Raw genomic sequence first — 26,632 nt, 5'->3', positions numbered from 1 at the left:
GTGGGAGCTCTGCGGCCCATAGCCAGTCAGTCGTTTTTATGCTGAAAAAAAGCTTGGATACTGGAAAAGTCCTTATCTGAGTAGCCGTGATTACCATGAGCGGCATATAGGCTTTTCGCCAAGTTACCCATGGGCGTGGCGGACTGGCTGCTGAGACCGGCTTGTAATGCCAAACCCAGATCTTTGTTCATAAGCTTTACCGCGAAACCGCCTTCATAATTTTTCGACGACGGCACATTTTCCATCACCCCGGGCCAGGGGTTGTACTTATCCAGTGACCAGTTATCACCAGAGCTGGCTTTCATAATATCGGATAACACCGCTGGATCGAGCCCATGATCCACGCCCATTTGTAGCGCTTCTGCGGTACCGATCATATGGATGGCCAGCAACATATTATTGCAGATTTTTGCTAACTGACCTGCGCCATTATCGCCGGCACGAAATACCTGTGCACCCATGCATTCTAGAACCGGACGAGCACGATCCACCGCCGCTTGCGGCCCACCGCAGATAAAGGTCAACGTCCCGGCCTTGGCTCCACCCACACCGCCAGATACAGGCGCATCAATCATCACCCTGCCTTGCTCTTTGGCTATGCTTGCCACGTCACGGGCAGTATCCGCATCGATGGTGGAACAGTCGATAATCAGTGCGCTTTCATCAATCTGTTGCAGTACGCCATCGTCGCCCAGGTAAAGTCCGCGCACGGCACCGGCAGAGGGCAGCATGCTGACAACAACCTCCGCTCCCTGCACCGCTTGCGCTGCACTACTGGCCGCTTGCGCACCTTCTTTCACGGCACCGTTGAGCAGCTCTGGAACCAGATCAAAGACAGTGACCTGATGACCAGCCTTAATCAGGTTGGCCGCCATGGGCCCACCCATATGGCCAACACCAAAGAATGCGACTTTCATTGTTATCTCTCCCTTGTTTTGTTGCAGTGGTAAGAGCGTCGCTTGAGCCGCAAAGAAACTAACCCCGCTTTCACCAGCTGGCTCGCAGCTGGAGAGTCACTCTTACGGTGATTGATTACTTAAAGAAACGACAAATCTTTTAGCACATTGCGCGCAATAATCACGCGCATGATTTCATTGGTGCCTTCCAGAATCTGATGCACCCGCGCATCACGCAGGTAGCGCTCCAACGGATACTCAGTGATATAGCCGTACCCCCCGTGCAGTTGCAACGCGTGGTTGCAGACGTTGAAACACAGATCCGTAGCCATCCGCTTGGCCATGGCGCACAGCATGCTCTTATCGCTGTGGTTTTGATCCAGTTTCCAGGCAGCCAGGCGTACCATCTGCTGTGCCGCTACCAGTTCCGTTGCCATGTCTGCCAGGGTGAATTGCACCGTCTGAAAATCGCTAATGGCCTGACCAAATTGTTTACGTTCCTGCACATATTGCTGCGCCTGATGTAGCGCTGCCTGAGCGGCACCTAGTGAACAGCTGGCAATATTGATGCGGCCACCATCCAACCCGCCCATGGCAATCTTGAAGCCCTGCCCTTCTTCACCGATCAGGCACTCCGCCGGGATTCGCACATCCTCCAGGATGACCGCTCGGGTGGGCTGACTTTTCCAGCCCATCTTGGCCTCGTTGCGGCCATAGCTAACCCCTGGCGCATCTGCGGGCACAGCAAAACAGGAAACTCCGCCAGCACCAGGGCCACCCGTGCGCGCCATCAATACCAGCACATCGGTATCTCCAGCGCCGGAAATAAAGGCCTTGGCACCATTCAATACATAGTCGCCGTTATCCTTTTTTGCCGTAGTCGAAAGTCCCGCAGCGTCCGAACCTGCATTCGGTTCAGTGAGGCAATAGGAAGCCAGCTTTTCGCCACTCATTAGGGCTTCGGCCCAGCGCGACCGTGTCGCATCGTTACCGAAGCGGGTCAACATCCAGGTAGCCATGTTATGAATGGTGATAAAGGCCGTAGTCGAAGTACACCCTTGTGACAATTGTTCGAAAATCAATGCAGCATCGAGACGGGACAAACCCATGCCACCATGCTCTTCATCACAATAGAGAGCGCAAAAACCTAACTCTCCCGCTTTACGAATGGCGTCCTTTGGAAAATAGCTTTTTGCATCCCATTCGGCGGCATAGGGAGAGAATTCTTTTTCAGAAAATTGTCTCGCCGTTTCGCGGAACGCTTGCTGCTCTTCAGTAAAAGAAAAATCCACAGTTTTTCTCGCCGTTATTTTCTATAACTCATACTCAACACGTTAGTTGAGCGTTCAATAACACGGGCGTTTTTCAGAAAACAATTTTTCATTAGAAATCTTCATTACGTTTTCAAATAAACGCCCGATATTTTCAATCTTTTACTTCAAGTTGATGCTCATATTGGGTCCCGCCGCAACCGGGATATCGGAGTCAAACCAGCGGCTAGTAACCGTCTTGGTTTCCGTATAAAAACGCACGCCTTGCTTGCCATAAGCGTGTTGATCACCATAGAAAGAGCCCTTCCATCCCGTGAAGCTGAAGAAGGGCAGCGGCACAGGAATCGGCACATTGATACCCACTTGCCCGACTTCTACTTGGTGCTGATATTTACGTGCCGCAGCGCCGTTGGCGGTAAAAATAGAAGTACCATTGCCATAGGGACTGCTGTTAACCAGCTCCAAGGCTTCTTCTAGTGAGTCCACACAAACGCAGCACAACACCGGGCCAAAAATTTCCTCGCGGTAAATTGCCATGTCGGTAGTCACATCGGTGAATAACGTTGGGCCAACCCAGTTACCGTCTGGCAGACCTTCCACGGTGCAATCTGATCCATCCAGCAAACAGGTAGCGCCTTCTTTTTTGCCCTGTTCAATCATGCTCAGCACTCGCTGTTTGGCGGCCGGGCTGATCTGCGGGCCATAGGCCGCTTCCGGGTCATTCCATGCCCCCGGACGAATTTGAGCAAACTGGCTGGCCAGCTCATCGATCCAGGCTTTTGAATCGCCCACGAACACCGCCACACTGATCGCCATGCAGCGCTGACCCGCAGCCCCACAAGAAGAACCCACCAGGCTACTAACAACCTGTTCCTTGTTGGCATCCGGCATGATCACCATGTGATTTTTAGCGCCGGCGAAGCACTGCGCGCGCTTCATGTTGTCGGTTGCGGTGCGGTACACGTGCTGCCCCACCGGCACGGAACCCACGAACGATACCGCTTTAATATCAGGATGCCTAAGCAACGTATCGACCTGCTCCTTACCGCCGTGCACCACCTGTAACAAGCCTGGCGCTGCGCCAGCCTCTTGAAATAACTCTGCCAGTCGATTCGGCGTCATCGGATCTTGCTCGGAAGGCTTGAGCACAAAGGTATTACCGGCGGCGATGGCCAGTGGGAACATCCATAGGGGAATCATGGCCGGGAAGTTGAACGGGGTAATCCCCGCGCATACTCCCAAAGGCTGGGTCCAGGAGTGGGTATCGATGCTACGCGCCACGTTCTCCACGGTTTCGCCCATCATCAGCGACGCGATGTTAGCGGCCTGTTCTGCCACCTCGATGCCACGCCAAACGTCGCCCTTGGCATCCTCAAAGGTTTTGCCGGTTTCCTGGCTGAGAATCTCGGCAATCTCATCGTGATGTTCTTTCAGCAGCGCCTGATAGCGCAGCATCAAGCGCGCTCGCTCCGACACCGGCACCTCTTTCCAGGTTTGGAAGGCCGCCTTGCCCGCCGCAATGGCCTGCTCCATTTCCTCAGCGGTGGCCGCCGGGGCTTCGCACAGCGTCTGCTGGGTGGCCGGGTTGGTTACCGCAATCCACTGGTCAGTTTGGCTGGCAACAAATTCGCCATTAATCAGCAAAGGTAATTGGTGGGCCATCGGGGGTCTCCATTCTTTTCGGGGTCCAGGTTATCGGGCTCAGAGCTGGGGGCGCCAGCGTGAAGCATGTCTGCGTTAAAGCATGATTCCAGTTTTAGCACAGCTAGTCTGTCATGCAGATAGCCACATTTGACTAGAGATAGACTATATTGCTGTTTATGGAAATCGTAGAACAACCTACTACCAAAACTTCTCACTGGCCATTACCTGCCAGAGGACAGCGTACGGTCATTCCGCCTTCGGTGCTTTCCAGCGTCCGCGATCATCCGCTTTGTTCCGGCTGTATGCCCCACGGGGTGGGCTTTTATCCCCAGGCCAGCGGGCATCGAATGGAACGCCAGCGACCCGCAGATAATCTACTAATTTATTGTGTGTCCGGTGCTGGAGAACTGGCTTACGGGGGCCAAAGCCAACCTGTTGAGGCCGGTGATCTATTGCTGTTACCCGCGGGCTTGGCTCACCGTTACCACGCCAATCCACAGCAACCCTGGAGTATTTACTGGGTGCACCTGGGTGGGCATGAGGTTCAACGGTATTTCGACGAGATTGCCGGCCAACCTGACGGAGGCATTCGCAGGGTTAGGGTCGGCGTACATTCACGTCTAGCGGAAGATTTTCAAGCGTTGATGGCGGCTGCCACCAACGCGCAACCCGAGCATCTGGTTTATGCGGCCAATCTGTTGCGTAGCCTGCTTGCCTACGCCTCCTTGATGCGCCGCCAGCACCAGGTCCGCCATGCCACTTTAGATGTAACCCGAGTAAACAGTTATCTGCAAACGGCGATCGACCGGCGACTCAGCCTAGACGACTTAATTACCGCCACTAGCGATTTGTCCCGTTACCATTTTATTCGCGAGTACAAACGCCAGACTGGACAAACCCCCATGCAGGCATTCCAGCGCATTAAAGTCAGCCACGCCTGCTATCTTCTTGATATCAGCGACGATAGCGTAGCGACTATTGCTCTGCAGCTGGGCCATGACGATCCTTATTATTTTTCTCGTCTTTTCAAAAAAATGATGGGTATTTCTCCGCAGAAATACCGCAAAGAAAGGGGAAAAAATTAATTCAAAATTTTCGAAACTATGGTCGACTTATCCAACTCATAGTTAATACCTTTGGGTTGCTTTCACACTGAAATACATAGGCACAACCGCTATTACCAAACCAAAAGGGAAGGGTGTCTGCGGAGTCCAGCTGAAAAATAAATTTCATCGGTTTTTCGCAACAGGAACACAGTGGGTAACTTACCTCGCTTACCCAGTTAGGCCAACCGAGAAACTTGTCACCCGGACGCGGAGTAGGGCGGTGAGCTTGAAGTAAGGCGAGCATAGCTTCCGGAACATCATCATTAATCGCAGTCATTTCCTGCCGGTCGGGAAAATCCGTCATGCACTGCCAGCCAGTCAATGCTTGCTCAACAAACGCATCGGGAATGGCTTGCGGTAGGGCATCAAAACCATCGGCTTGCTGGCGGGGAATGACTCGCACCAACGTGACATCAGAGAATGGCAGGTGCGCATGCCCCAGTACCTCGCAATCTTCCTCCCCGTTAGTACAGTAAAACAGCTGCAACACACCATCACCGAATGCGCTGCGGGCCTCGACCGGCAAATCCAGCGAATCAAGCTGCACAAACAACTGCATAGGCTGGTGGCAGTGGCCGCAGCATGGCCAAGCTTCGTCCTTTTTCAGCAGCGGCAGGCCGCCAAATTTGGAGCGCGCACCTGGCACCGCCGGCCCCACTCGAGGGCGCCAGGCGGGACGGGACAAAATAGCCAATTTGTGTTTGATTTCTTCGGGTAACATGACACGCCCTCGTATGATCGTATCATGCTCACCTCCACCCAATGTTGACGCAATGAATGAACTTCACTTACCCGCTATCAGGGCGATTTTACCGACTCAGCGGCGTGCAATTATCTGCCTTTGCTCTGTTTTCTACCCTTTATCTGCTCCGTTCAAGAGGGATTCAGGGTCAGCGTAGCGGTCATGCCAGCGGCCAGCACCGTGTTTTCGGGCAGGCTATCAGCATCAATCGACACCCTTACTGGCACTCGTTGGGCCAGCCGCACCCAGTTAAAGGTAGGATTCACATCCGCCAGTAGATCGGCACCGGTGGGGTTATCCCGATCAGCGATTCCGTGGGCGATACTATGCACCTTGCCATTGGCACGGATGCCACTAAGCAGGCGCACCTGCACCGGATCCCCCACATGCACATTCGGCAGTTTAGTTTCCTTGAAATAGCCGTATACCCAGAAATCGTGTCTATCAATCAACGCCATACGGGCCTGTCCGGCATGGGCGTAGTCGCCCGGATACAACGCTAGGTTAGTGACGTAACCGTCCACCGGAGCACGCACTTCTGTACGCTCCAGGTTCAGTTGCGCCAACGCCAACGCCGCATTGGCCTGCTGAAGCCGAGCCAATAACTGCTGCTGACCGGCCGTTGCCCGCTGATGGCTGGCTTGGGCAGCCTGCAATTGGGCCTCGGCGGCCTCAGCACTGCTGTGAGCGTTGTCGCGTACTTCCCTGGAAACCGCCTGGGCAATCCGGTCACGGCGACGGGATTCCGCCTGACGCATGGCAAACTCCGCCCGCGCTTTAGCGGCACTGGCTTGAGCGGCACGAATATCAGCACCGGCTGCCCGCGCTGCGGCCTCAGCGGCCTGCTGATCCGCTTGCGCTTGCAGCAAGGCATTCTGGTAACGGCTACGGTCGATCACGAACAACAAATCACCCCGCTGCACGGCCTGGTTATCCGCCACCGGCACTTCCGTCACTAGGCCCGATACATCCGGCGCTACCTGCACCACCCGTGCCCGCACCCGGCCATCGCGGGTCCAGGGGGAATACATATAGTGCTGCCACAAGGCCCAAGCCAACAGGGAGGCCAACGCCACTGTCAGCAGCGTTACCGAAGCCCGGATCAGGGATTGGGTTTTCATTGTTTTCACTCCTTTACTGCATGGCCAGCAAACCTAGGCCACCAAAACAGCAGAAAAATACAGCCACCCGGAACAGGGGCGGATGCCAGACATAGCGGTACAGCCCATAGCGACCGCCTACCCAGTCCACCGCCCACTGCAGCAGCAAGCTAATCACGAACACCAGCAACAGGCTGGGCACTAACGCATCCAACAGCGCAATTTCACGGGGCATCCGTCGCCGCCTCCTGATATGAAGATAAATAAGGGGATAAAGGCGCAGCCAACACCGACTCGGTATCCAGCAAAGCCAAGCGCAATAGATGGAGCTGACGCAGGGCAGGGCGGTCAGACACCGCCGCCATGGCCGTATCCAGCGCCCGCAATGCCCGCTGACGGGCGCTTTCTTGCTTGCCCTCATCACTGCGATACAGCGCCGCAAACGCCTCCAGCACCGCGCCAACCACGCCCTGCTGAGTGTCCGGCAGCGAGGCCTGCAAACGACGTAATTCCACCACCGCCCGGCCGGTTTCATGTACCGACAATGCCCAGGCCAGCCAGTCACGGGCTCGCGGGCCGGCATGCACCATAATCTGCATGAACAGGTCCCGGGTGGCACTTTCAACGCGGTCTCGCAGCCCTGGCAACGGTAACTCACAGGCACGGGCAACCTGAGAGCGCAGCTGGCGCAACAGGCGGTTACGTAACCAACGGTTGCTGGAGGCATTGCCAAACAAACTGAATGCCACCGCCACCGCCAGCACCCCAACAATTTGGCTAATGCCTTCGTTGACCACATACACAGGATCAAAGGTCATCGGGCTATGCAGATTCAACAGGTAAATAAAACTGAGCACGAAGCCGGTCCCGTAGCCCGCCAACGTCGGGCGGGTCGTCAGGTACAACCCGATGAGCAGAAACGGCAATGTTCCCGCCACCATCAACACAAAGCCATCCATGTGAGTGAGCACCATAAACTGGCAGAGGAAGGCCAGCGGCATGCCGGTGGCGAAGCCCAGAGTAATCTGTCGCACTACCGCCGATGGATTTGGCGCACTGGCAAACATGCCAGTGAAAATAGTCGCCAACATCATGGCACTACCGCCATGCACCCAGCCGGACATAATCCAGAAACTGCCCATCACCAACATTGTGACCGTGGCGCGGACGCCGCACATCAGCGCGCCGAGGTGGTCATTTCCGTGCTGAAACACCACCTCTTTCTGAGCGGCCGTGGGCACGCCGGGGCGGCGCAATAGCGCATAGGCCTGCACATAGGCCTGCAGCTCTTGTAGGCAACGGCTAAGCAACTCTGCTCCGGTATCAAAATCCAGCTGTTCGCGGGGTGAAGTGAGGCCCTGCCGCTGCTCACTGATTTTGCCGGGCAATTCCCGCTCAGCCTTCTGCAGCGCTTGCGATAACCGCGCTGCGGCAGCCGGATCTGGTTCGCAATCATCCTCTAGGGCCGTCGCGGCAAACTCGCATAACTGCATCAATCGTTGGCGGGTATCGTGATGATGGGGTGCATGCATACGGTTCATCAGGTGGTGCAGGGTCTGATAGCTGGTGGAGACCTCCATAAAGCGCTGATTAAGCTGACGTAGCCGCGGACTGTGTGCTCGCACCCCGGCATCTTCGAACACCACGGAACTGCGTAGGTTTTCCACCTGAATGGTCTCACCGACAAAACGCATATGGGCGTTTTCCAGAGCATCCCGGCCCAACACGCCGCCTAAACTGCCGCGCACAAAAGCCAGAAATCCGCTGTATTGTCCAGATAATTGCTGACGCAGCGCCATGCGTAACCGCTGGGGGAACAGCACATCGCCCACCAGCCCAGCCACCAGGATGCCCAGCATCACTTCACTGACCCGCATTACCGCCGAATCGAATAACGCCTGCGGATGTTGCACCACCGGTAACACCACAATGGCCACGGTATAGCCGGACAACACAAACCCGTAGGACATAAAGTTGCGATACAGGGAGGCCCCCGCCGCACACAGGCCAATCCACAGGGCCATACCCACCAACAACAGTTCACGCTGCTGGGGGAACAGCCCCACCAGCGCAATGGCCGCGCCACAACCGACCAAGGTGCCCACCGCGCGATAGAAACTCTTTGCCAGCACCATGCCACTGGCCGGGTGCATCACCAGCGCCACCGTCAACATAGTAGTGGCCGGCTGCTGCAAATCTAGCCGCATAGCCAACCCGCCGCCCATAAAGATGGCCAGCAGCACTTTACCCACATACAGCCAATCCAGCCCGGCTTCGCGCAGCAGGCCAATCAGCAAAGGTTTAGAGAGCGCAGCTTGGTTCTCGGCCTTCATGACAACGCGCTCACAGATTCCGTTCGATCTGCTCGGCCACTCCCAGTAACCGCTTCAACAACGTTTCCAGTACCGCGATTTCTTGTGCATCAAATGCGGCCCCGTACTGGTTTAACAAGGACGCCATGGAGGGCAGAAACTGTTCTACCAACTTTTCTCCTTCCGTGGTCAGGGAAACCAGCACTCGGCGCCGGTCCTGAGGGTCCGCAAAACGAGCGATCCACCCCCGCTCGCAGAGAATATTGCACACTCGGGTCACGTTGGCAGACTTTTCCGCCGCCGCATCGCGCAGCTGGGTGACAGTCATCCCTTGTTGCTCGCAGCCGTACAGCATCATCAACACATTGTAGTCGGTATGATTAAGCCCATACTCGCGCAGCAACACATTGGCAGAGTCATGTACATGCTGGGATATGGCTTTCATCAATCGCACTAGCATGGCTGGTTCGCGAGGGTAGGCTGGGAAGCGCTTATGGGTCAGGCTAATGCGATTTTCAGTAGCGTCGAAGCGGGTCACGCGTTTTCCTAAATGGCCATGAACTCAGTTCATTTATTCTACAAATAAATAGTACACAAATGAACTATTTATTTGTAGAAACGTCCTCGCAATAGAGGACTTGCATCTACCCGATTGATTTAAAAGGGTTAATCTGTGGTCGTTTCATCCGTCGTCTGGAACGCTTGCAACTGCCACTGGGCAAACGCCTGCTGAGCCCACTCCAACTGTTCGATCAGCCGCTGGCGCTTACTGGGTTCAAAGCGGCGTTGAGCGAGCGCCTGCAAGCTCTTTTGCAGGCCATTACGATGGCTTCGTTCCATCTGCCCCAGCCAGTGGTCATCGGCACCGGTTACCACCAGCACATCACGGCCAGCATGGTTGCGCTGGCTCACTTGATACCAGTGCACCAACGCCCGGCCCAGCACCACATAAGCAAACTGTGGGTCTCTCAAGGGGCCGTAGACTGCTTCGCGGAAACCGCCGCTAAGCGGGCCGAATTTTAGTTTGGTGAGTTTGCCGCTGTAGTAATAGCTCCCGGCGGCACCCAATAGCCCACCAATGAGTGCCCCGGCGCCCAGTGAATGGCCCAGCGCCATGGCATCGATTCCAGCGCCGCCCACGGCGCCAGCACCGAAGCCTGCCGCAGCCAGCTGATTCTTGCTGATGCCCCACAACTGCCGGGTGCGCTCACTGAAAAGATCGCCGCCTTCCGGGGTCACCAGCGTGTCCTCCTGACGCTGCAAGCGCCGGTGCTGGTACAGATCTTCCACCGCTCCTCGCAAACGCTGCTCGCGCTCGCGCTGCCAGGCCTGCCAGCGTTGCTGCAGCTTAGGCAGCAAGGGTTCGGCGCTCTCAAATTCCCCCAGCCGGGCGGTTTCCTGATGGCCGAGCATGCCAATTAACGCGTCGGCAATACATTCCAGCGCTTGGCTGTCGCGACCAAACTTGAGCGCTTGCAAATATTCCAGCGCCGCATCCAGCGGCTCACGCCAGTGTGGGGCTAACTGGCCAAAGCTGCGCAACAAGTCTAGGTGTTTTTCGAAGGGGGCACCCACCGCGTCGAAGCGACGCACAATCTGGAAATATTGCCCCAGTGCAGCCTCCCAAGCGGCGCTGTGATCGTCCGGGCCGATCTGATTGATCAGCGCCAAACTGGGCCGACCAGTCCAGCGCAGTATATTCATTTCCGCTTCATGCTCACGGTTATAGGGCACCGAGCCATCCACCACGTAGATGATACCCGCCCCCTCCACAATGGGCCGCAGCAATTCACATTCATCGTGATAGCGAGGATCATCACGGTGTTGTGTCACAAAAGCCGCGACCGTGTCTGGCCGGTCCGAGGCAGAAAGGCTGTGCCCCTGCAGCCAGGCCAACACCTTGCGGGGCCGCTGAAAGCCCGGGGTATCGATCAATTCATATAGCGTCACGTCATCCACTTTCATCGGATAACGGTGGCTATCGCGGGTGGTTCCCGGCTCCATAGCAATGGCAATGCTGTCGTTCTGAGCTAGGGTCGCCACTACACTGGATTTACCCTTATTGGGGTGGCCCACTACAGCAAAGCGTGGCTCGGCAATGCCAGTGCAGCGCCCATCGAGGTTCTCTGTTTTACCTTTATCGTCCATGGCGTTTTCAGCGTTATTGAGTATTGGCTGCCACTTAAACAGGCTGTTGAAAAGTGAAGAGCTGTCTGCGGCTATGACATCAGACCGGCGTCATTGGGCATCAGCGCGTGGAGCGCACAGCAGTAGCTGGCTGTCGCGCTGGCGATCCACAAAGCGTTGCCACTGCGCCAGCAACTGCGGGTCGGCCAACGCCGCACCCTCTTCATCGGCCAACGGCACCAGCGCCAGCAACGCCGTCACGCCTTGTTCTCGGGCATCAAAAATAAAGTCACTTAGCTCACCGGTAGGTGGCTCCCAACCACGGGCCACCAGAATCACCGGCTGCCCGGATTGACCTGCTTGCGCCAACACCCGAGCATCTTCCTCAAGGCTACTGTTGCCGCCGGCCCGTAACTGTAAGGGAGCCGGATCTGCCGACAGAGCGGCACGTAATAGCGAAGAGTTCATGCCCGCGCCGGCCCAATGAATCAGAGTGGCGCTGGCAGGAAGTGGTGACAGAAATATTTTGGCCGGAGCAGGGGCTATTTGCCCCTCATCATCGCCACGGGTGTCCACCCAAGGCGTGTCAAAACGATAATGCAACGGCTGCCAGCCAGGATGGGCACGCAAAGCGGCGTGTGCCTGCCAGCGTAATTGCAGTGTCGCCAGCATCAGCAATACCCAGCGAGGCAGCAGCACATAAACCAGCCACAGCATCAATACGAACGGCCACCAAGTGCCCAGTAAGGCTGGATTGCTCACCCCACTACTCTGTTGTAATCGGTAAAACTGAGAAGCTTCCACCAGCGCCTGCGATGGAACGGCCTCAGGCCACAGGGCTTGCCACGGCAGCGCCAGAATAGCGATCCACTGATGATAACCCGCGGCGGATGCTTGCAGAGTTGTACTCCAACCAAACGCTAGGTCTTGCACCAGCACCATCAACAGCAGCGTCAGCAGACCACTGAAGGCAAACGCCAACCCACCGGTATGGGCTACTCGAGCGGATAGCGCCGGGCGCAACGGTGCCAACGCACTGTCATCATCGCCCCTGGGGCCGAACAGGGCACGCCAGGGCTGCCAGCCAAACCAGGCCTGCACACTGGTGAACAAAGCCAGTAACCCTTGCAGACCGACCAATGCGACCAGCAGAGTCACATTGATCTGCCGACCCCCATCGTAATAGAGCAGCCCTAACATGAAGGCCACGCCGAGCATCGCCCCCAGGCCAGCAAACAACCAACGGGCCTGACGCCAGCGGCGTAGACGCGGATCGGCATCGCTGGCCACCTGCCGCTGCCCATTGAGGGCGTGCAACGAGTCCAGCCAAGCGGTTATGGTGAGCGGTTGCCGGTGTTCTTGTTGCTGCTGAGCAAAACGCCGGTCGCGACGATGCAGGAAGCCATGGTTCTGGTCCACATCGCGGCGATACTGGTCGTCAAAGTCCAGTAGCAAGGTTAAGGGATTTGCCAAGACGACCTCGGGTCAAACTGAATTAATAACGCGACGGCGCAGCAGGCGCCACTCCACCTTTGCCCGGAGTGGTAGGACTGGACACCGGCCCTGGCATATTCGGATCGCTTTTTTGCGAGGTGTATGCCACTCCATAGGTAGCACAGGCAACGCAGGCATTGGAATATTCACCCAGAATACCGCCTTGATAGTCATAACCAAATACTGGGCGATAGTCCTGTGTACACACTTGCGGTGGATCATCCGGGCAGGTGAGGGTGTCCTCCGGCAAACCCATGGGGTAATTGTTGTCGTACGAGGAACTACAACCTGCCAGAACCAAGGCTAGGCCCGTTACAGCCAGAACGACAGCTTTCATATTGCTCTCCTTGTCGCGCGCGTTACCACACACGTGAATGGGCTTTCTCAGAGCTCCAAGCATAGATAAAGTTCGCCTCGAGCGCAGCCTGCGTTTAAATGATCCCTGCGTTAAACTCGCGCAGTCCTTATTTTTCACTTGTTCGCGAGGCCTTTCATGCACCCCACCCATCGATCCATCGACTGGCGCCATACCCCAGCGGCCATCTGGCGCGGCCGTTCACAGACATTGCGTCCGGTTCCCCATCCGGACCCGGTACGATTGGACGACCTGCTCGGCATTGCCCCCCAAAAAGCCAAACTGGTGCAGAACACGGAACGATTTCTTGCCGGGCAACCTTGCAACCATGTGTTGCTGTGGGGCAGCCGCGGCACCGGCAAGTCCTCCATCGTCAAAGCCCTGCTCAATGAATATTCCCCACGCGGATTACGGGTAATCGAAGTGGACAAGGACGATCTGCACGACCTGCCGGATATCGTTGACGATATTCGTGACCGCAGTCAGCGGTTTATTATTTATTGCGATGACTTGTCTTTCGAAGATGGCGAAAACCAGTACAAACACCTGAAGAGCGTGCTGGAAGGGTCACTGGAATTGCCGCCGGAAAATGTGCGAATCTATGCCACCAGCAACCGACGCCACCTGCTGCCTGAATATATGAAAGACAACGAGCAAACCCAGGTCGTTAATCGAGAGTTGCACCATGGCGATGTGGTAGAAGAAAAAATCTCCCTGTCTGATCGGTTCGGTCTGGGACTGAGTTTTTACCCTATCAACGAAACCCAGTATTTTGACATCGTCGACCATCTGTTCGGCACGGTGCAAGACCGCGAACAACTGCACGTGCGAGCGCGGCGTTTTTCTATGGAAAAAGGCGTCCGCTCTGGCCGCACCGCCCGGCAGTTTTATAATCAGTTTGTTGGCGAATTTTAAACGCAGAAAACGTTAAATGTTGGAAGGGTAGGGGAGATACACGCTCTTCAACAGGCGATGGGTTGATCGAAAGGCCTTGCTCACGCGCACCGGAAACCGAAGCATGACAGCATAAGCTCATCCATTCACAACCCATTCTGGTGACGTGTCAGCTTTGTACTCCTGGATTCAAATCCCGGTGCCTCGGACAGCTAGTAAGATGATCATTCACCATACCCGTGGCCTGCATGAAAGCATAAACGATGGTGGGACCGACAAACCGGAAACCACGTTCTTTTAGATCTTTACTCATGGCTTGCGCCACCGCCGTGGTCGTGGGCACCTCTTGCAGGGTGCGGTAATGATTAATTTGCGACTTACCCTCCACAAAACCCCAGAGATACTGATCCAGGGTGAGGCCCTTGTCTCGCAAAGCCAGATAAGCCTGAGCATTGCCGATAGTAGCCGCCACTTTCAAACGATTGCGTATAATCCCCGAGTCCACCAATAAGTCAGCCACCTTGCGCTCGTCATAGCGGGCGATTTTCTCCGCATCGAAACCATCAAACACCCGCCGGTAATGCTCGCGTTTGCGCAGCACAGTAATCCAACTCAATCCGGCTTGAGCGCCTTCCAAGTTCAAGCACTCGAACAGGCTGCCTTCGTCATGGTTGGGCACCCCCCACTCATGGTCGTGATAATGCTGATAAAGCGGGTCATCTCCGCACCAGGGGCAACGCTCGTTCATTCTTTTTCCTCTCTCTTATCTGCCCGACATTGTCTGCTTGGCAGCAAGCCACCGCCACCGGTATCACCTATCGAGCCGGGCCGGTATACTTGGCGCCTTTCGCGGCCATCCCTCGCGACCATCTGGGACCGGAATACCTTTACCGAATAACAGGATTCACCATGGCGGAACAACCGCAAACGGATATTTTGACCTTTCAGGGCCTTATTCTTGCCCTGCAACAGTACTGGGCTGAACAGGGCTGTGTCGTTGTGCAGCCGCTGGATATGGAAGTAGGCGCGGGGACTTTCCACCCCTCCACTTTCCTGCGCGCCATTGGCCCGGAAAACTGGAACAGTGCCTATGTGCAGCCCTCCCGCCGACCCACCGATGGTCGCTACGGGGAAAACCCGAACCGGCTACAGCACTATTATCAGTTCCAGGTGGTGCTGAAGCCATCGCCAGACAATATTCAGGAGCTCTATCTGGGCTCGCTGCGTATGCTGGGCTTTGATCCACTGGTGCACGACATCCGTTTCGTAGAAGACAACTGGGAATCGCCCACGCTGGGCGCCTGGGGCCTGGGCTGGGAAGTGTGGCTGAACGGCATGGAAGTCACCCAGTTCACCTATTTTCAGCAAGTGGGCGGTATCGACTGTTATCCGGTCACCGGTGAAATTACCTATGGCCTGGAACGCTTGGCCATGTACATCCAAGGCGTGGATTCCGTCTACGACTTGGTGTGGTCAGATGGCCCCTTCGGCAAGGTAACCTACGGTGATGTGTTCCTGCAAAACGAAGTGGAAATGTCCACCTTCAACTTCGAACACGCCAATGTTGACGAGCTATTCAAGCAGTTCGACCTGTTTGAGGGCGAATCCTCCAAGCTGATTGACGCGGGCCTACCGCTGCCGGCCTACGAGTACGTTCTCAAAGCCTCCCATACCTTTAACCTGCTGGATGCCCGCAAGGCTATTTCTGTCACCGAGCGTCAGCGCTTTATCTTGCGTGTGCGCACACTGGCACGGGCGGTGGCCCAGGCCTACTTCGACAAGCGGCGTGCGCTGGGCTTCCCCATGGCGGATGACACCGTTCGCGAGGAAGTAATGGCAGAGCTGCAAAAGCAGGATGACAAGGCCGCCAAGCAGGCCCAGAAAGACGGCCAAAAGAAAAAGGGGAAGCAATAATGTCCCGGGATTTACTGATTGAATTGGGCACCGAAGAGCTGCCCCCGAAAGCGCTGGCCTCACTGAGTGCCGCGCTCACTGATGAATTTGTCCGCCAACTGGATGAAGCTGGCCTGAACCACGGTGCTGTAGAACGTTTTGCCGCCCCTCGCCGTCTGGCTTTGCTGGTGCGGGATCTGGATGAGAAACAGGCCGACCGCGATATCGAGCGCCAGGGCCCTGCGGTGCAGGCAGCCTTCGACAGCGACGGCAACCCAACCAAAGCCGCCCAAGGCTTTGCCGCCTCGCTGGGACTGACCGTAGACCAGCTCGGCCGCCAGGACACCGGCAAGGGTGAGCGCCTAGTGGCACAGATCACCGAGCAGGGCAAAAGCGCCGCCGAACTGATCCCCGCCTTTTTCACCCAGTCCATCCAGAAGCTGCCGATCCCCAAACGCATGCGTTGGGGCAAGCGCAAGGTGCAGTTTGTGCGCCCGGCCCATTGGCTGGTGGCGTTATTTGGTGACGAAGTCATTCCGTTTGAGCTGCTGGATCTGCAATCTGGCCGCACCAGCTATGGCCACCGCTTCCATGCTCCAGGCGCTATCGAACTGGCCTCTGCCAGCGAATATGCCCAGCGCATCGAAAACGACGGTCACGTTCTGGCAGATTTTGACCGCCGTAAGGCCATGATTAAAGAACAGACCTTGGCGGCCGGCAAAGAAGCCGGCGGGGTCGCCCAGATCAATCCAGACCTGCTCAACGAAGTCACCGCTCTTGTGGAATGGCCCGAGGCACTCATGGGTAGCTTTGATGATGACTTCCTGCGCGTTCCCCAGGAAGCCCTGATCAGTGCTATGGAAGAGCACCAGAAATATTTTTCGGTACTGGATAACGACGGCAAGCTGATGCCCCGCTTTATTACCATCAGCAATATCCAGTCCAAGGATCCGCAACAGGTGATCCACGGTAACGAGAAGGTCATCCGTCCGCGCTTGGCCGACGCCGCCTTCTTTTACGACAACGATTGTAAGCGCACTTTGGCACAGCACGCCGAAGGCTTGACCAATGTGGTATTCCAACAGCAGCTAGGCACCGTCGCCGAAAAGTGCGAACGCATTGGTGGCCTGGCCGCCGTGATCGCCGAGAACATCGGTGGCGACGTGGACAACGCTAAACTGGCCGGAAAGCTCAGCAAAGCCGACCTGAACAGCGAAATGGTCGGCGAATTCGACACGATGCAGGGCATCATGGGCTTCTATCTGGCCCAGCGGGAAGGTCAGCCGAAAGAGGTGGCTAACGCCTTGTATGAACAGTACCTGCCACGTTTCGCCGGCGACACCTTGCCGCAAAGCAAAACCGGCATGGCTGTTTCCTTGGCCGACAAAATCGATACCCTGGTGGGCATCTTCGGTATTGGCCAAAAACCCAGCGGGACCAAAGACCCCTATGCGCTACGTCGCGCTACCTTGGGCGTGCTGCGCATTATCATCGAACATGAACTGGCGCTTGACCTGCGTGAGCTACTGGATAAAGCAGCCGAACAATTGGGCGAGCGTATTGATACCGCCCAAGTGGATGATGCTTTTGAGTTCATCAAAGGCCGTTACCGCGCCATTTATCAGGAACAAGGCATCGCTACCCCGGTGATCTTGTCGGTGCTGGCCATCGACGATGCTTGCCGCAAGCCACTGGACTTCGACCGTCGGGTGAAAGCCGTGGCGGCCTTCCAACAACGTGACGAAGCGCAAGCACTAGCGGCTGCCAACAAGCGCGTCTCTAACATCCTTGCCAAGCTGGAAACCGCACCCGCCGAAGAAATCGATGGCGCCTTGCTGGAAGATGAAGCAGAAAAAACGTTGACCAATATGGTCGTGGCCGCATTCGAACAGACCTACGAACTGCTGGAAGCCGGCGACTACGCCAGCGTGCTGGAAATGCTTGCGCAACTGCGTGAGCCTGTAGACACCTTTTTTGACACCGTCATGGTGATGGCGGAAGACGAAGCTGTGCGTAATAACCGGTTAGCGTTGCTCGCCTTCCTGCGGGATCTGTTCCTGAATGTGGCGGATATCAGTTTGTTGCAGGAATAAAAGCCATACGCTAAAACCTAAATAAAGGCCGCTTAATCAGCGGCCTTTATTATAATAATCTGCCGTAGAAACATTACTGGCAGCGACGCTCTGCGGCAGAGGAAATAAATATTCGCTCATGAATAAGATCATTATTCTCGATCGTGACGGTGTCATCAACGAAGACTCCAATGCTTACATCAAAACGGTGGACGAGTGGATCCCCATCCCCGGCAGCATTGACGCCATTGCCCGCTTGAGCAAAGCAGGCTATATCGTAACAGTGGCGACGAACCAATCGGGTATCGCCCGCGGCTACTATGATGTAGCCACGTTAGAAGCCATGCATGAGCGACTTCGCACCTTAGTAGAAGAGCAGGGCGGCAAGCTCGGCAAGATCGTCTACTGCCCCCACGGTCCCGATGACGGCTGCACTTGCCGCAAACCGCTCCCCGGTCTTATCGATCAGATTGTTACCGAGTATGGCGATGTGGCCGGGGCTCCGCTGATTGGTGATAGCCTTAGGGATCTTGAAGCGGGAATCGCTCGCCATTGCCTACCGGTACTGGTACGCACCGGCAAAGGCAATAAGACTCTTGAAAAGGGCCTTCCGGACTCCTTGGGCACCGTTTCTATTTATGATTCCCTCGCTGACTTTACAGATCACCTCTTGAAGGAAAAAGCATGACCCCGCACGCTCCACCGTCGCTGTCGATCAAGGTCCGCAGCGCACTTTTTTTTGTGCTATATAGCCTGACCGGCATTTTTCACAGTTTCTTATGCGTGCTTATCGGCCCATTTCTGCCACGGCATGCGCGGCACCGGTTTATTAATCAGTGGACTCGTTTTGCCATGTGGCTCGACCAGCGGCTAAACCGTATTACCGTAACGTTAGAAGGCCACGAACACCTCAGCGAAGACCCTTGCGTCATTCTCGCTAACCATCAAAGCAGCTGGGAAACATTTTACCTACAGGTACTCATCAGCCCGCAAGCCACCGTGTTGAAAAGGGAACTCCTTTGGATTCCCTTCTTCGGCTGGGGTTTAGCGTTGCTTAATCCCATTCGCATCAACCGAAGTGATGGCAATGGTGCGCTGAAATCCGTTCTTTCCCAAGGCAAACAACGCCTCAAGAGCGGCCTGCGTGTGGTCATTTTTCCGGAAGGAACACGACAACCACCCGGTACGCTAGGCAAGTTCAACCACGGCGGCAGTTTGCTGGCAAGCCAAGCAGGTGTACCCGTGATAGCCATTTCCCATAACAGTGGAAATTGCTGGCCACGAAAAACCTGGATCCGTTATCCAGGTACTATCACCTTGCGCATAAGCCCCCCCATTTCGACCGAAAATAAAAAAGCCAAGCAAATAACCGCTGAAGTACACCAATGGATAGTGGATCATTACCCAAGCTAAAATTTACAACCTTCGCTATTTTATGAGTATGAGCGGTTGATAAACTGGGGTTAGATGTTACTTGGGCCATTTAATAGCTTTTATATTGCCAAGGCCTTTTAAAATAATTACAGTCTGAGCCGTTATTCTACGATCTAAATAAGGGCACCTTAATGAGCATTAATCTTGACCAATTGTCTGTCGACGAACTGGAAAAACTGATTAAGCAGGCAGAATCCGCGCTAGATAAAAAGCGTAAAGCCGAATTGAAAAATGCCCAGGCTGTACTGGAGAAAATGGCCAAAAATTTGGGTGTCGCTCCACAGGATCTGCTGAAAAGTTCTACTGAGAAGAAAAAAACTACTCGCAAGAACGCCGCAAAAAAGAAAACCGGAGTTCGTCGTCCGGCAAAAGTAAAATTCCGCGACCCTAACAACAGTGGCAATACCTGGACCGGTCGCGGCAAACGCCCGCTGTGGTTGCAGGATGCCCTGAGCAAAGGCGCCAAGCTGGAAGATTTTGCGGTATAAAAATTACCGCACGCTGCAGCAACACAAAAAAGCGAACCCTAAGGTTCGCTTTTTTTATACCTGCTACAAGTAACGTTACGCGTACAACGTCTCTTTACACATCCAAATTAGATACCTGAAGCGCGTTGGACTCGATGAACCGACGGCGCGGGTCTACATCATCACCCATCAGGCAGGTGAAAATCTGATCCGCTGCGATGGCATCTTCGATGGTCACCTGCAACATACGGCGACTTTCCGGATCCATGGTGGTTTCCCATAGCTGGTCCGCGTTCATCTCACCCAGCCCTTTATAGCGCTGGAAACTGGTGCCACGACGAGCCTGGGCCATCAGCCAGTCTAGAGCTTCTGCGAAATGACGGATAGGCCGCTGTGACTCACCACGTTGAATATAGGCATCCTCAGCCAGCAAGCCTTCAAGGGTTTCCCCCAGCGCCTTGATTTTCTGGTAGTCCGGAGACTGCAAGAAATCCAGTGTCACCTTATATTCGCGGGGTACACCGTGAGCGAGCACTTGCACACGAGGAAGATACAGACCCCGCTCCTCGTCCCGCTGAGCAGTAATAGTGAAGGTCTGGGTCGCATCAGTAATCGCATCCACACGTTTACCCAAGGTCTCACACCATTGCATCATGGCAGCTTCGTCGTTCAATGAGCTTTCGCTGAGTGACGGCATATAAATCATCTGCTCCAGTACTTCTTCCGGGAATACCCGGGACTGGCGATCGACAATTTTCATTACACCACGGTATTCAGCAATCAGCTTGGCCAGCGGCTCACCACTGATCGGTGGTGCATCGTTGCCTGGATACAGGCCGGTTTTATCCAGTGCCAAGGTGGTTAAATACTCCTCCATGGCCGGATCATCTTTAAGGTAGGTCTCTTGCTTGCCTTTCTTCACCTTGTACAACGGCGGTTGAGCAATGTAGACGTAACCGCGCTCAATCAGCTCAGGGAGCTGACGGAAGAAGAAGGTGAGCAGCAGGGTACGAATGTGTGAGCCATCCACGTCCGCATCCGTCATGATGATGATACGGTGGTAACGCAGCTTTTCGATATTGTACTCATCTCGACCAATACCACAGCCCAGAGCCGTAATCAGGGTGCCCACTTCCTGAGAAGACAGCATCTTGTCGAAACGGGCTTTTTCCACGTTCAGAATTTTACCCTTGAGCGGCAAAATCGCCTGGTTCTTGCGGTCTCGACCCTGCTTGGCCGAACCACCCGCAGAATCACCCTCCACAATGTAGAGTTCAGACAACGCCGGATCTTTCTGCTGGCAATCAGCCAATTTTCCGGGCAGGCCAGCGATATCCAGCGCGCCTTTACGCCGAGTCATCTCACGGGCTTTACGAGCCGCGTCACGGGCGCGGGCCGCATCGATGATTTTTTGCACAATACTGCGTGCTTCACCTGGGTTTTCCAGCAAATAATCCTGGAAGAGATCACCCATAGTTTGCTCTACAGCGCTTTTCACCTCGGAGGACACCAGCTTATCTTTAGTCTGGCTGGAGAACTTGGGATCCGGCACTTTCACGGAAATCACCGCAGTCAGCCCTTCCCGAGCATCATCACCGGATGGACTAGCTTTTTCCTTCTTGAGGAACCCCTCCTTGTCCATGTAGCTGTTCAAGGTCCGGGTCAGCGCTGCCCGAAAGCCTGCCAGGTGAGTACCACCATCGCGCTGAGGAATATTATTGGTAAAGCAGAAGATATTTTCCTGATAGGAATCATTCCACTGCATGGCCACTTCTACCGCAATACCATCCTCTTCGCGCTCGTAATTGAAGTGGAATACCTGATTTAGCGGGGTTTTATTGGTATTCAGGTAGCTAACAAAGGCGCTTAAGCCACCTTCATACTCGAAAACATCCTCATCACCGCTACGCTCATCCATCAGATGAATACGCACACCAGAGTTCAGGAAACTCAGCTCACGCAGTCTCTTGGCAAGAATGTCGTAATGGAATTTGATATTGCTGAAGGTTTCCGGAGAAGGGCGGAAGTGCACCGCGGTGCCGCTGGAATCTGTCGTGCCCACTACTTCAAGTGGTTTTGCTGGCACCCCGTGATTATAAATCTGCTCGTGGACCTGGCCATTACGGCGAATAGTCAGTTTCAGCTCTTCTGACAAAGCATTCACCACCGATACGCCTACACCGTGAAGGCCACCGGACACCTTGTAGGTGTTATCGTCGAATTTACCACCAGCGTGCAGCACCGTCATGATCACTTCCGCTGCACTAACACCTTCTTCCTCGTGCATTTCGGTAGGAATGCCACGACCATTATCTTGGATAGACATGGACTCATCGGGATGGATAACCACTTTGATTTCAGAGCAAAACCCGGCGAGAGCTTCATCGATGGAGTTATCTACGACCTCAAACACCATGTGGTGCAGGCCTGTGCCATCATCCGTATCACCGATATACATGCCTGGACGTTTACGTACGGCATCCAATCCTTTCAGCACCTTAATGCTGGATGAATCGTATTTTTTCTCCGCCATGGTATTTCCTTATTTGCTCTCGGTGAGGGATCGCAGCTTTCCATGTTCCACGTGGAACATTTTGTTCTCGACCGACTGTAATGCGTCATTATCATTAACGATGGCAGCCCATTGGGGCATATCCAGCGCAGTAATCAATGTCTGGTGGCCCGTTGTGGCAAGATAGCCAAGCAATTGATTACGATGCTCTTCGTCCAATTCAGCCGCCAGATCATCCACCAGCAGGGTGCAAACCTTACCTGACTGACTAATCATGGGCAGCTGAGCCAAGACCAGCCCATAAGCGACCAATTTCGCCTGCCCGCGAGATAAACGATCGCGGGCGACAACGCCGTGGCTCTCTATACGGATATCACTGCGGTGGAACCCAGCCTGGCTAAAACCGCGCCGCAAGTCATCAGACTGAAGACGCGACAATGCTTGGGCATAGGACTCACCCTTATGGAGCCCTGTTTGCAACCTAAGGCGTATTTTTAGCTCCGGTGCCAGTACCGTTAAGGCCTCATCAAGACCACGCTGCAGTGCATTCAGATAGCCTCTGCGCAACCCTTCAATTCTATCAGAAGTCTGCGACAGTTGCTGATTCCAAAAGCCCAGTTCGCGCAGGTTTGGATTGCCGGCTCGCAGCAGCGCGTTGCGCTGCTTTAGCGCGGCGGATCCCGCGCGCCACACTGGCATAAACTGATGTTCCACGTGGAACATTCCCCAGTCCATGAACCGGCGACGCAGCTGAGATGCACCAAAAACCAACTCAACCGAAGTAGGGTGCAGCGCTAATACCGGCAACAGAACAGCCACTTCACTCAGCGCTTTGGGGGTCTGACCGTCCAACTTGATTGCATCAATCCCCCCAGGCGTACGGCGAATCCCGATACGGTGTACATCTTGAACACCAACCACTTCAGCGTACAAGGTGGCGGCCTCAGCACCATCACGCACTAACCGCGACAAACGACCACCACGAAAGGAACGACCGCCACTACCGATAAAATAAATCGCTTCCAGCAAACTGGTTTTGCCGCTGCCATTATCCCCAAGGATCACATTCAGGGACGAAGACAGATCCACTTCAGCGGTGCCGTAGTTACGGAAATTGCTTAACTGGAGACGGCTAAGCATAGGAAAGACAACAGCGGTCAAAAAAAGGGGAGGGGAAGAACATCAACGGGGCGACGATGGAGACCACCCCGGCAAGACAATACATACTCAGAGGCGCATCGGCATAACCACATACACGGCTGCCTTACTCTCAGGATCAAAAACCAGGGCACTGCTATTGCTATCACCCATCTCCAATTCCGCCTGCGTGCCACCCATAGTATTCAGCACGTCCAACAGATAGCTGACATTGAAACCAATCTCCAAGGGCGAGCCATTAAAATCTACGGACACTTCTTCTTCCGCTTCTTCCTGCTCTGGGTTGTTAGCCACAATCCGCAAACTACCCTCAGACAACTGCACCCGCACACCACGGTACTTTTCGTTAGAAAGGATCGCCACCCGAGCCAACGCTTGGCGCAGGGTCTCACGGTCAGCCACCACCTTACGGGATCCTTCCTTCGGGATTACTCGGTCATATTCCGGAAACTTACCATCAACTAACTTGGACGTGAAAGTGATCGCTCCGACCACGATGCGCACATGATTACGACCAATGGTCAGGCGTGCAACTTCACCGCTATCCCCAAGGATTCTCGATAGTTCCATCACCCCTTTGCGCGGCAGAATAACCGACGCCTCTTCCACTGGCACATCCAGTTCTGCATCGCACAGGGCCAGTCGGTGGCCATCGGTAGCCACCGCACGCAAACGGCCAGACTTAAGTTCAAAAAGCATCCCGTTCAGGTAATAGCGCACATCTTGCTGAGCCATAGAAAACGCTGTTCGATCAATCAGACCACGCAACACATCCGGCTTAATCTCAAGGCTACTGCCAGCGGCATCTTCTTCCAGATTCGGGAATTCGGAGGCCGGCAGGGTGGACAGAGTAAAGCGGCTACGGCCAGAACGAACCAGCATGCGCTCACCATCCACCTCAAAACGGATATCCGCCTCCGCCGGCAAGCTCTTGGCAATGTCTACCAGCTTACGGGCCGGCACGGTGGTTTCGCCAGGCTCAAGCTCGCCCTCAAGTGGCAAACGGGCGACCAACTCCAGCTCTAGGTCTGTCCCGGTCATAGATAGCTGGCCATCACCCACTTCCAATAACACATTGGACAGTACCGGCAAGGTCTGCCGCTTCTCCACCACTGCCGCAACCTGCTGTAGCGGCTTGAGCAGCTGTTCTCTATTGATTGAGAATTTCATCGCGCTTTCCCGTTCTGGTTATTGGGTCTTGCTCGCCACAGAGCCACCCCGATTAGGACGTCAATGTCCGTAACAGATTCAGATAATCTTCTTCAATTTCCGGATTGGATTCCCGCAACTCCAGTACTTTGCGACAGGCGTGCAGTACCGTAGTGTGATCCCGGCCACCAAAATTCTCACCAATTTCCGGCAAGCTGTGGCTGGTCAACTCTTTCGACAACGCCATAGCAACTTGCCGGGGCCGCGCCACGGAACGTGTGCGTCGCGGAGACAAAAGATCATTAATCTTAATTTTGTAGTATTCGGCTACGATGCGCTGAATATTATCAATACTGATCTGTCGCGCCTGCAGTGCAATCAAATCCTTCAGCGCTTCCTTGATCAGGCCGATATCAATCTGCGCACCGGTAAAGCGAACGTGAGCAATCACCCGACGCAATGCGCCTTCTAGCTCCCGCACGTTTGAACGAATCCGCTGGGCAATAAAGAAGGCCGCATCATTCGGCAGATCCACCTTGGCTTCTTCGGCTTTTTTCTTAAGAATCGCCACTCGCGTTTCCAATTCCGGCGGCTCCATCGGCTGAGACAACCCCCAACCAAAACGGCTCTTCAGACGCTCCTCTAGGCCATCCACCTCTTTAGGAAACTTGTCGCAGGTGAGAATGATCTGTTGCCCATTTTCCAGTAACGCATTGAAGGTGTGAAAAAACTCCTCCTGGGACTGCTCTTTTCCTGCAAAAAATTGAATATCATCAATCAGCAGAGCATCCACAGAACGATAAAACCGCTTAAACTCGTTAATGGTCTTGTTACGTAAGGCAGAAATCATATCTGCTACAAACCGTTCACTGTGCAGATAGACCACCTTGGCATTGGGGTTGCGTCGCAACAACTCATTGCCGACCGCATGCATCAGGTGAGTTTTACCCAGCCCCACACCACCATACAAAAGCAAAGGGTTATAGCCATGACTGGCCGGGTTTTCGGCTACCTGCTGCGCTGCCGCCGCTGCCATACGATTGGATTTACCCTCAACGAAGGTTGAGAAAGTAAAGCCTGTATTAAGGTTGCTGCGGTGCTTACGAGCTCCACCCAACGAAGTGGGTTGCGGTCGGCTATCAGACTCAGGCTGACGGGGCGCTGGAGCCGCGGCAGGCGTCGTTATCGGCCCATTACTAGAGGAGGAGGAGGAACCATTGAAGTACGATGCTGCAGGCGTGCTGGCACGGGTAGACCCTACCTCCAAACGCAATTGGGGAAGGGGGCCTGACTGCATCTCCCCTAGAACCTCGCTAATGCGATCTAGGTACTTGTCACGAACCCAATCCACCACAAAACGGTTAGGGGCAAACAATGTTAGCTCCGCACCATCTGCAGACGCAGCAACTTGAAGCGGCCGTATCCACATATTGAACTGCTGCGACGGCAACTCATCTTCCAGCCGCGTCAAACAGCGTTGCCAGAGCTCTTCAGACACGCACCCGCCTTGTGTTATCCAATGTATTACTCGCCATAAGGGCCCTTTACTAGGACACAAAGGCCAATCTAATCGAACATTCTACCCCTACAGACACCCACCTATCCACAGGATACAGGGCTTTTTTTAACAACGCCCCCCTGTGGATAACTAGGCTTACAACCCTGTTAGCGAAGCACAGTGCAACCCGGTGGATAACTACACGAACAACTTATATCCACATTTAATGACAACTCATCCACACACGCCCCCCATAGCTCTAACGGGTTAATACGCAAGTTATAAAAACCGCAACATATTGATTAATATAAATATATAGCACTTACACACAGAAAACGCCGAAGCCTATAATTACTACTACAATCAATAAATACTTAAATATATAAAATCTATTAACAGCCATTTCTTTTCTTCCAAAGAGCAGGAAAAAAAGCACGTTGACACAGCCCCATTGGTTCCCTAGACTTGCCGCCCTTCTAATCGCTGTCTAATCCATGGGGAAGACGCC

At 54.6% G+C, this 26,632-nt stretch carries 23 protein-coding genes; 7 read left to right on the top strand and 16 right to left on the bottom strand.

From position 1 onward, the window contains the following. Nucleotides 1–26: 26 nt before the first annotated feature. The 3 genes from mmsB to AS19_RS00105 all read right to left on the bottom strand — a co-directional run bounded on the left by mmsB (nt 27) and on the right by AS19_RS00105 (nt 3,829). Complete coding sequence (gene mmsB, locus AS19_RS00115) at nt 27–917, bottom strand: 3-hydroxyisobutyrate dehydrogenase (protein ID WP_011587320.1); 891 nt, start codon at nt 915–917, stop codon at nt 27–29. A gap of 119 nt (nt 918–1,036) precedes the next feature. Continuing rightward, nucleotides 1,037–2,188, bottom strand: coding sequence for an acyl-CoA dehydrogenase family protein (locus AS19_RS00110; protein ID WP_011587319.1), 1,152 nt, complete (start codon nt 2,186–2,188; stop codon nt 1,037–1,039). A 141-nt stretch (nt 2,189–2,329) separates the two neighbouring features. Continuing rightward, nucleotides 2,330–3,829: a CoA-acylating methylmalonate-semialdehyde dehydrogenase gene (locus tag AS19_RS00105; RefSeq protein WP_011587318.1), complete on the bottom strand. Its 1,500-nt coding sequence runs from the start codon at nt 3,827–3,829 to the stop codon at nt 2,330–2,332. A gap of 158 nt (nt 3,830–3,987) precedes the next feature. On the opposite strand from AS19_RS00105, the gene AS19_RS00100 reads away from it, so the two are divergent. Continuing rightward, the gene (locus tag AS19_RS00100) at nt 3,988–4,896 is read left to right on the top strand and encodes an AraC family transcriptional regulator (RefSeq protein ID WP_035459694.1); all 909 of its coding nucleotides are present in this window, start codon (nt 3,988–3,990) and stop codon (nt 4,894–4,896) included. Nucleotides 4,897–4,912: 16 nt separating this feature from the next. On the opposite strand, the gene AS19_RS00095 is transcribed toward AS19_RS00100, so the two are convergent. From AS19_RS00095 to AS19_RS00060, 8 genes are all read right to left on the bottom strand, one after another. Beyond that, nucleotides 4,913–5,638 (bottom strand): DUF1963 domain-containing protein, encoded by a 726-nt coding sequence (locus AS19_RS00095; RefSeq protein WP_046961591.1) that lies wholly within the window; start codon nt 5,636–5,638, stop codon nt 4,913–4,915. Nucleotides 5,639–5,790: 152 nt separating this feature from the next. After that, nucleotides 5,791–6,780 (bottom strand): HlyD family secretion protein, encoded by a 990-nt coding sequence (locus AS19_RS00090; RefSeq protein WP_046961590.1) that lies wholly within the window; start codon nt 6,778–6,780, stop codon nt 5,791–5,793. A gap of 13 nt (nt 6,781–6,793) precedes the next feature. Next, a complete protein-coding gene (locus AS19_RS00085) occupies nt 6,794–6,994 on the bottom strand; it encodes a DUF1656 domain-containing protein (protein WP_011587314.1) in 201 nt (66 codons plus the stop codon). Further along, complete coding sequence (locus AS19_RS00080; RefSeq protein WP_011587313.1) at nt 6,984–9,092, bottom strand: FUSC family protein; 2,109 nt, start codon at nt 9,090–9,092, stop codon at nt 6,984–6,986. The genes AS19_RS00085 and AS19_RS00080 overlap by 11 nt, the downstream gene beginning before the upstream one ends. A gap of 10 nt (nt 9,093–9,102) precedes the next feature. Next, nucleotides 9,103–9,609, bottom strand: a complete 507-nt coding sequence (locus AS19_RS00075; protein ID WP_011587312.1) for a MarR family winged helix-turn-helix transcriptional regulator — start codon at nt 9,607–9,609, stop codon at nt 9,103–9,105. A 128-nt stretch (nt 9,610–9,737) separates the two neighbouring features. Next, nucleotides 9,738–11,219, bottom strand: a complete 1,482-nt coding sequence (locus AS19_RS00070) for a GTPase/DUF3482 domain-containing protein (protein ID WP_011587311.1) — start codon at nt 11,217–11,219, stop codon at nt 9,738–9,740. Between the two features lie 90 nt (nt 11,220–11,309). Continuing rightward, nucleotides 11,310–12,671, bottom strand: coding sequence for a DUF2868 domain-containing protein (locus AS19_RS00065; RefSeq protein WP_046961589.1), 1,362 nt, complete (start codon nt 12,669–12,671; stop codon nt 11,310–11,312). A 22-nt stretch (nt 12,672–12,693) separates the two neighbouring features. Beyond that, complete coding sequence (locus tag AS19_RS00060) at nt 12,694–13,029, bottom strand: hypothetical protein (RefSeq protein ID WP_050731490.1); 336 nt, start codon at nt 13,027–13,029, stop codon at nt 12,694–12,696. 156 nt (nt 13,030–13,185) lie between these two features. On the opposite strand from AS19_RS00060, the gene AS19_RS00055 reads away from it, so the two are divergent. After that, nucleotides 13,186–13,962, top strand: a complete 777-nt coding sequence (locus AS19_RS00055; RefSeq protein WP_011587309.1) for an ATP-binding protein — start codon at nt 13,186–13,188, stop codon at nt 13,960–13,962. Nucleotides 13,963–14,110: 148 nt separating this feature from the next. On the opposite strand, the gene AS19_RS00050 is transcribed toward AS19_RS00055, so the two are convergent. Then, on the bottom strand, nt 14,111–14,689 hold the full coding sequence (locus tag AS19_RS00050) for a DNA-3-methyladenine glycosylase I (RefSeq protein ID WP_011587308.1): 579 nt from the start codon (nt 14,687–14,689) through the stop codon (nt 14,111–14,113). Between the two features lie 161 nt (nt 14,690–14,850). On the opposite strand from AS19_RS00050, the gene glyQ reads away from it, so the two are divergent. From glyQ to AS19_RS00025, 5 genes are all read left to right on the top strand, one after another. Continuing rightward, on the top strand, nt 14,851–15,855 hold the full coding sequence (glyQ, locus tag AS19_RS00045; RefSeq protein ID WP_011587307.1) for a glycine--tRNA ligase subunit alpha: 1,005 nt from the start codon (nt 14,851–14,853) through the stop codon (nt 15,853–15,855). After that, the gene (gene glyS, locus AS19_RS00040; protein WP_011587306.1) at nt 15,855–17,927 is read left to right on the top strand and encodes a glycine--tRNA ligase subunit beta; all 2,073 of its coding nucleotides are present in this window, start codon (nt 15,855–15,857) and stop codon (nt 17,925–17,927) included. Before glyQ ends, glyS begins: the two co-directional genes overlap by 1 nt. Nucleotides 17,928–18,045: 118 nt before the next feature. Beyond that, complete coding sequence (gene gmhB, locus AS19_RS00035) at nt 18,046–18,594, top strand: D-glycero-beta-D-manno-heptose 1,7-bisphosphate 7-phosphatase (RefSeq protein ID WP_046961588.1); 549 nt, start codon at nt 18,046–18,048, stop codon at nt 18,592–18,594. Beyond that, nucleotides 18,591–19,319: a 1-acyl-sn-glycerol-3-phosphate acyltransferase gene (locus AS19_RS00030; RefSeq protein ID WP_011587304.1), complete on the top strand. Its 729-nt coding sequence runs from the start codon at nt 18,591–18,593 to the stop codon at nt 19,317–19,319. Before gmhB ends, AS19_RS00030 begins: the two co-directional genes overlap by 4 nt. A 152-nt stretch (nt 19,320–19,471) precedes the next feature. Further along, nucleotides 19,472–19,828, top strand: a complete 357-nt coding sequence (locus AS19_RS00025) for an H-NS family nucleoid-associated regulatory protein (RefSeq protein WP_011587303.1) — start codon at nt 19,472–19,474, stop codon at nt 19,826–19,828. A 94-nt stretch (nt 19,829–19,922) separates the two neighbouring features. Here AS19_RS00025 and gyrB read toward each other — a convergent pair whose 3' ends face one another. The 4 genes from gyrB to dnaA all read right to left on the bottom strand — a co-directional run bounded on the left by gyrB (nt 19,923) and on the right by dnaA (nt 26,124). Beyond that, on the bottom strand, nt 19,923–22,340 hold the full coding sequence (gene gyrB, locus AS19_RS00020) for a DNA topoisomerase (ATP-hydrolyzing) subunit B (protein WP_011587302.1): 2,418 nt from the start codon (nt 22,338–22,340) through the stop codon (nt 19,923–19,925). Between the two features lie 9 nt (nt 22,341–22,349). Continuing rightward, nucleotides 22,350–23,459, bottom strand: a complete 1,110-nt coding sequence (gene recF, locus AS19_RS00015) for a DNA replication/repair protein RecF (protein ID WP_041704514.1) — start codon at nt 23,457–23,459, stop codon at nt 22,350–22,352. Between the two features lie 87 nt (nt 23,460–23,546). Then, entirely contained in the window at nt 23,547–24,647 is a 1,101-nt protein-coding gene (gene dnaN / locus AS19_RS00010; protein WP_035459709.1) for a DNA polymerase III subunit beta, read from the bottom strand. Nucleotides 24,648–24,699: 52 nt separating this feature from the next. Then, nucleotides 24,700–26,124 carry a chromosomal replication initiator protein DnaA gene (gene dnaA, locus AS19_RS00005; RefSeq protein WP_011587299.1) on the bottom strand — a complete coding sequence of 475 codons (1,425 nt, stop codon included), beginning with the start codon at nt 26,122–26,124 and terminating at the stop codon, nt 24,700–24,702. Nucleotides 26,125–26,632 lie beyond the last annotated feature (508 nt).

Source organism: Alcanivorax sp. NBRC 101098 (assembly GCF_001010505.1).
GTDB lineage: Bacteria > Pseudomonadota > Gammaproteobacteria > Pseudomonadales > Alcanivoracaceae > Alcanivorax > Alcanivorax borkumensis.
Note: the sequence above shows the minus strand (reverse complement) of the source record. Positions and strands in the feature narration are given on the sequence as shown.

What these genes read in the sequence shown, in the direction of transcription:
- AS19_RS00030 (WP_011587304.1), top strand. Translation starts at nt 18,591, where the DNA reads ATGACCCCGCACGCTCCACCGTCGCTGTCGATCAAGGTCCGCAGCGCA.
- gyrB (WP_011587302.1), bottom strand. Translation starts at nt 22,340, where the DNA reads ATGGCGGAGAAAAAATACGATTCATCCAGCATTAAGGTGCTGAAAGGA.
- AS19_RS00055 (WP_011587309.1), top strand. Translation starts at nt 13,186, where the DNA reads ATGCACCCCACCCATCGATCCATCGACTGGCGCCATACCCCAGCGGCC.
- recF (WP_041704514.1), bottom strand. Translation starts at nt 23,459, where the DNA reads ATGCTTAGCCGTCTCCAGTTAAGCAATTTCCGTAACTACGGCACCGCT.
- dnaN (WP_035459709.1), bottom strand. Translation starts at nt 24,647, where the DNA reads ATGAAATTCTCAATCAATAGAGAACAGCTGCTCAAGCCGCTACAGCAG.
- mmsB (WP_011587320.1), bottom strand. Translation starts at nt 917, where the DNA reads ATGAAAGTCGCATTCTTTGGTGTTGGCCATATGGGTGGGCCCATGGCG.
- AS19_RS00100 (WP_035459694.1), top strand. Translation starts at nt 3,988, where the DNA reads ATGGAAATCGTAGAACAACCTACTACCAAAACTTCTCACTGGCCATTA.
- AS19_RS00070 (WP_011587311.1), bottom strand. Translation starts at nt 11,219, where the DNA reads ATGGACGATAAAGGTAAAACAGAGAACCTCGATGGGCGCTGCACTGGC.
- AS19_RS00085 (WP_011587314.1), bottom strand. Translation starts at nt 6,994, where the DNA reads ATGCCCCGTGAAATTGCGCTGTTGGATGCGTTAGTGCCCAGCCTGTTG.
- AS19_RS00025 (WP_011587303.1), top strand. Translation starts at nt 19,472, where the DNA reads ATGAGCATTAATCTTGACCAATTGTCTGTCGACGAACTGGAAAAACTG.
- AS19_RS00105 (WP_011587318.1), bottom strand. Translation starts at nt 3,829, where the DNA reads ATGGCCCACCAATTACCTTTGCTGATTAATGGCGAATTTGTTGCCAGC.
- glyQ (WP_011587307.1), top strand. Translation starts at nt 14,851, where the DNA reads ATGGCGGAACAACCGCAAACGGATATTTTGACCTTTCAGGGCCTTATT.
- AS19_RS00080 (WP_011587313.1), bottom strand. Translation starts at nt 9,092, where the DNA reads ATGAAGGCCGAGAACCAAGCTGCGCTCTCTAAACCTTTGCTGATTGGC.
- glyS (WP_011587306.1), top strand. Translation starts at nt 15,855, where the DNA reads ATGTCCCGGGATTTACTGATTGAATTGGGCACCGAAGAGCTGCCCCCG.
- AS19_RS00095 (WP_046961591.1), bottom strand. Translation starts at nt 5,638, where the DNA reads ATGTTACCCGAAGAAATCAAACACAAATTGGCTATTTTGTCCCGTCCC.
- gmhB (WP_046961588.1), top strand. Translation starts at nt 18,046, where the DNA reads ATGAATAAGATCATTATTCTCGATCGTGACGGTGTCATCAACGAAGAC.
- AS19_RS00050 (WP_011587308.1), bottom strand. Translation starts at nt 14,689, where the DNA reads ATGAACGAGCGTTGCCCCTGGTGCGGAGATGACCCGCTTTATCAGCAT.
- AS19_RS00090 (WP_046961590.1), bottom strand. Translation starts at nt 6,780, where the DNA reads ATGAAAACCCAATCCCTGATCCGGGCTTCGGTAACGCTGCTGACAGTG.
- AS19_RS00060 (WP_050731490.1), bottom strand. Translation starts at nt 13,029, where the DNA reads ATGAAAGCTGTCGTTCTGGCTGTAACGGGCCTAGCCTTGGTTCTGGCA.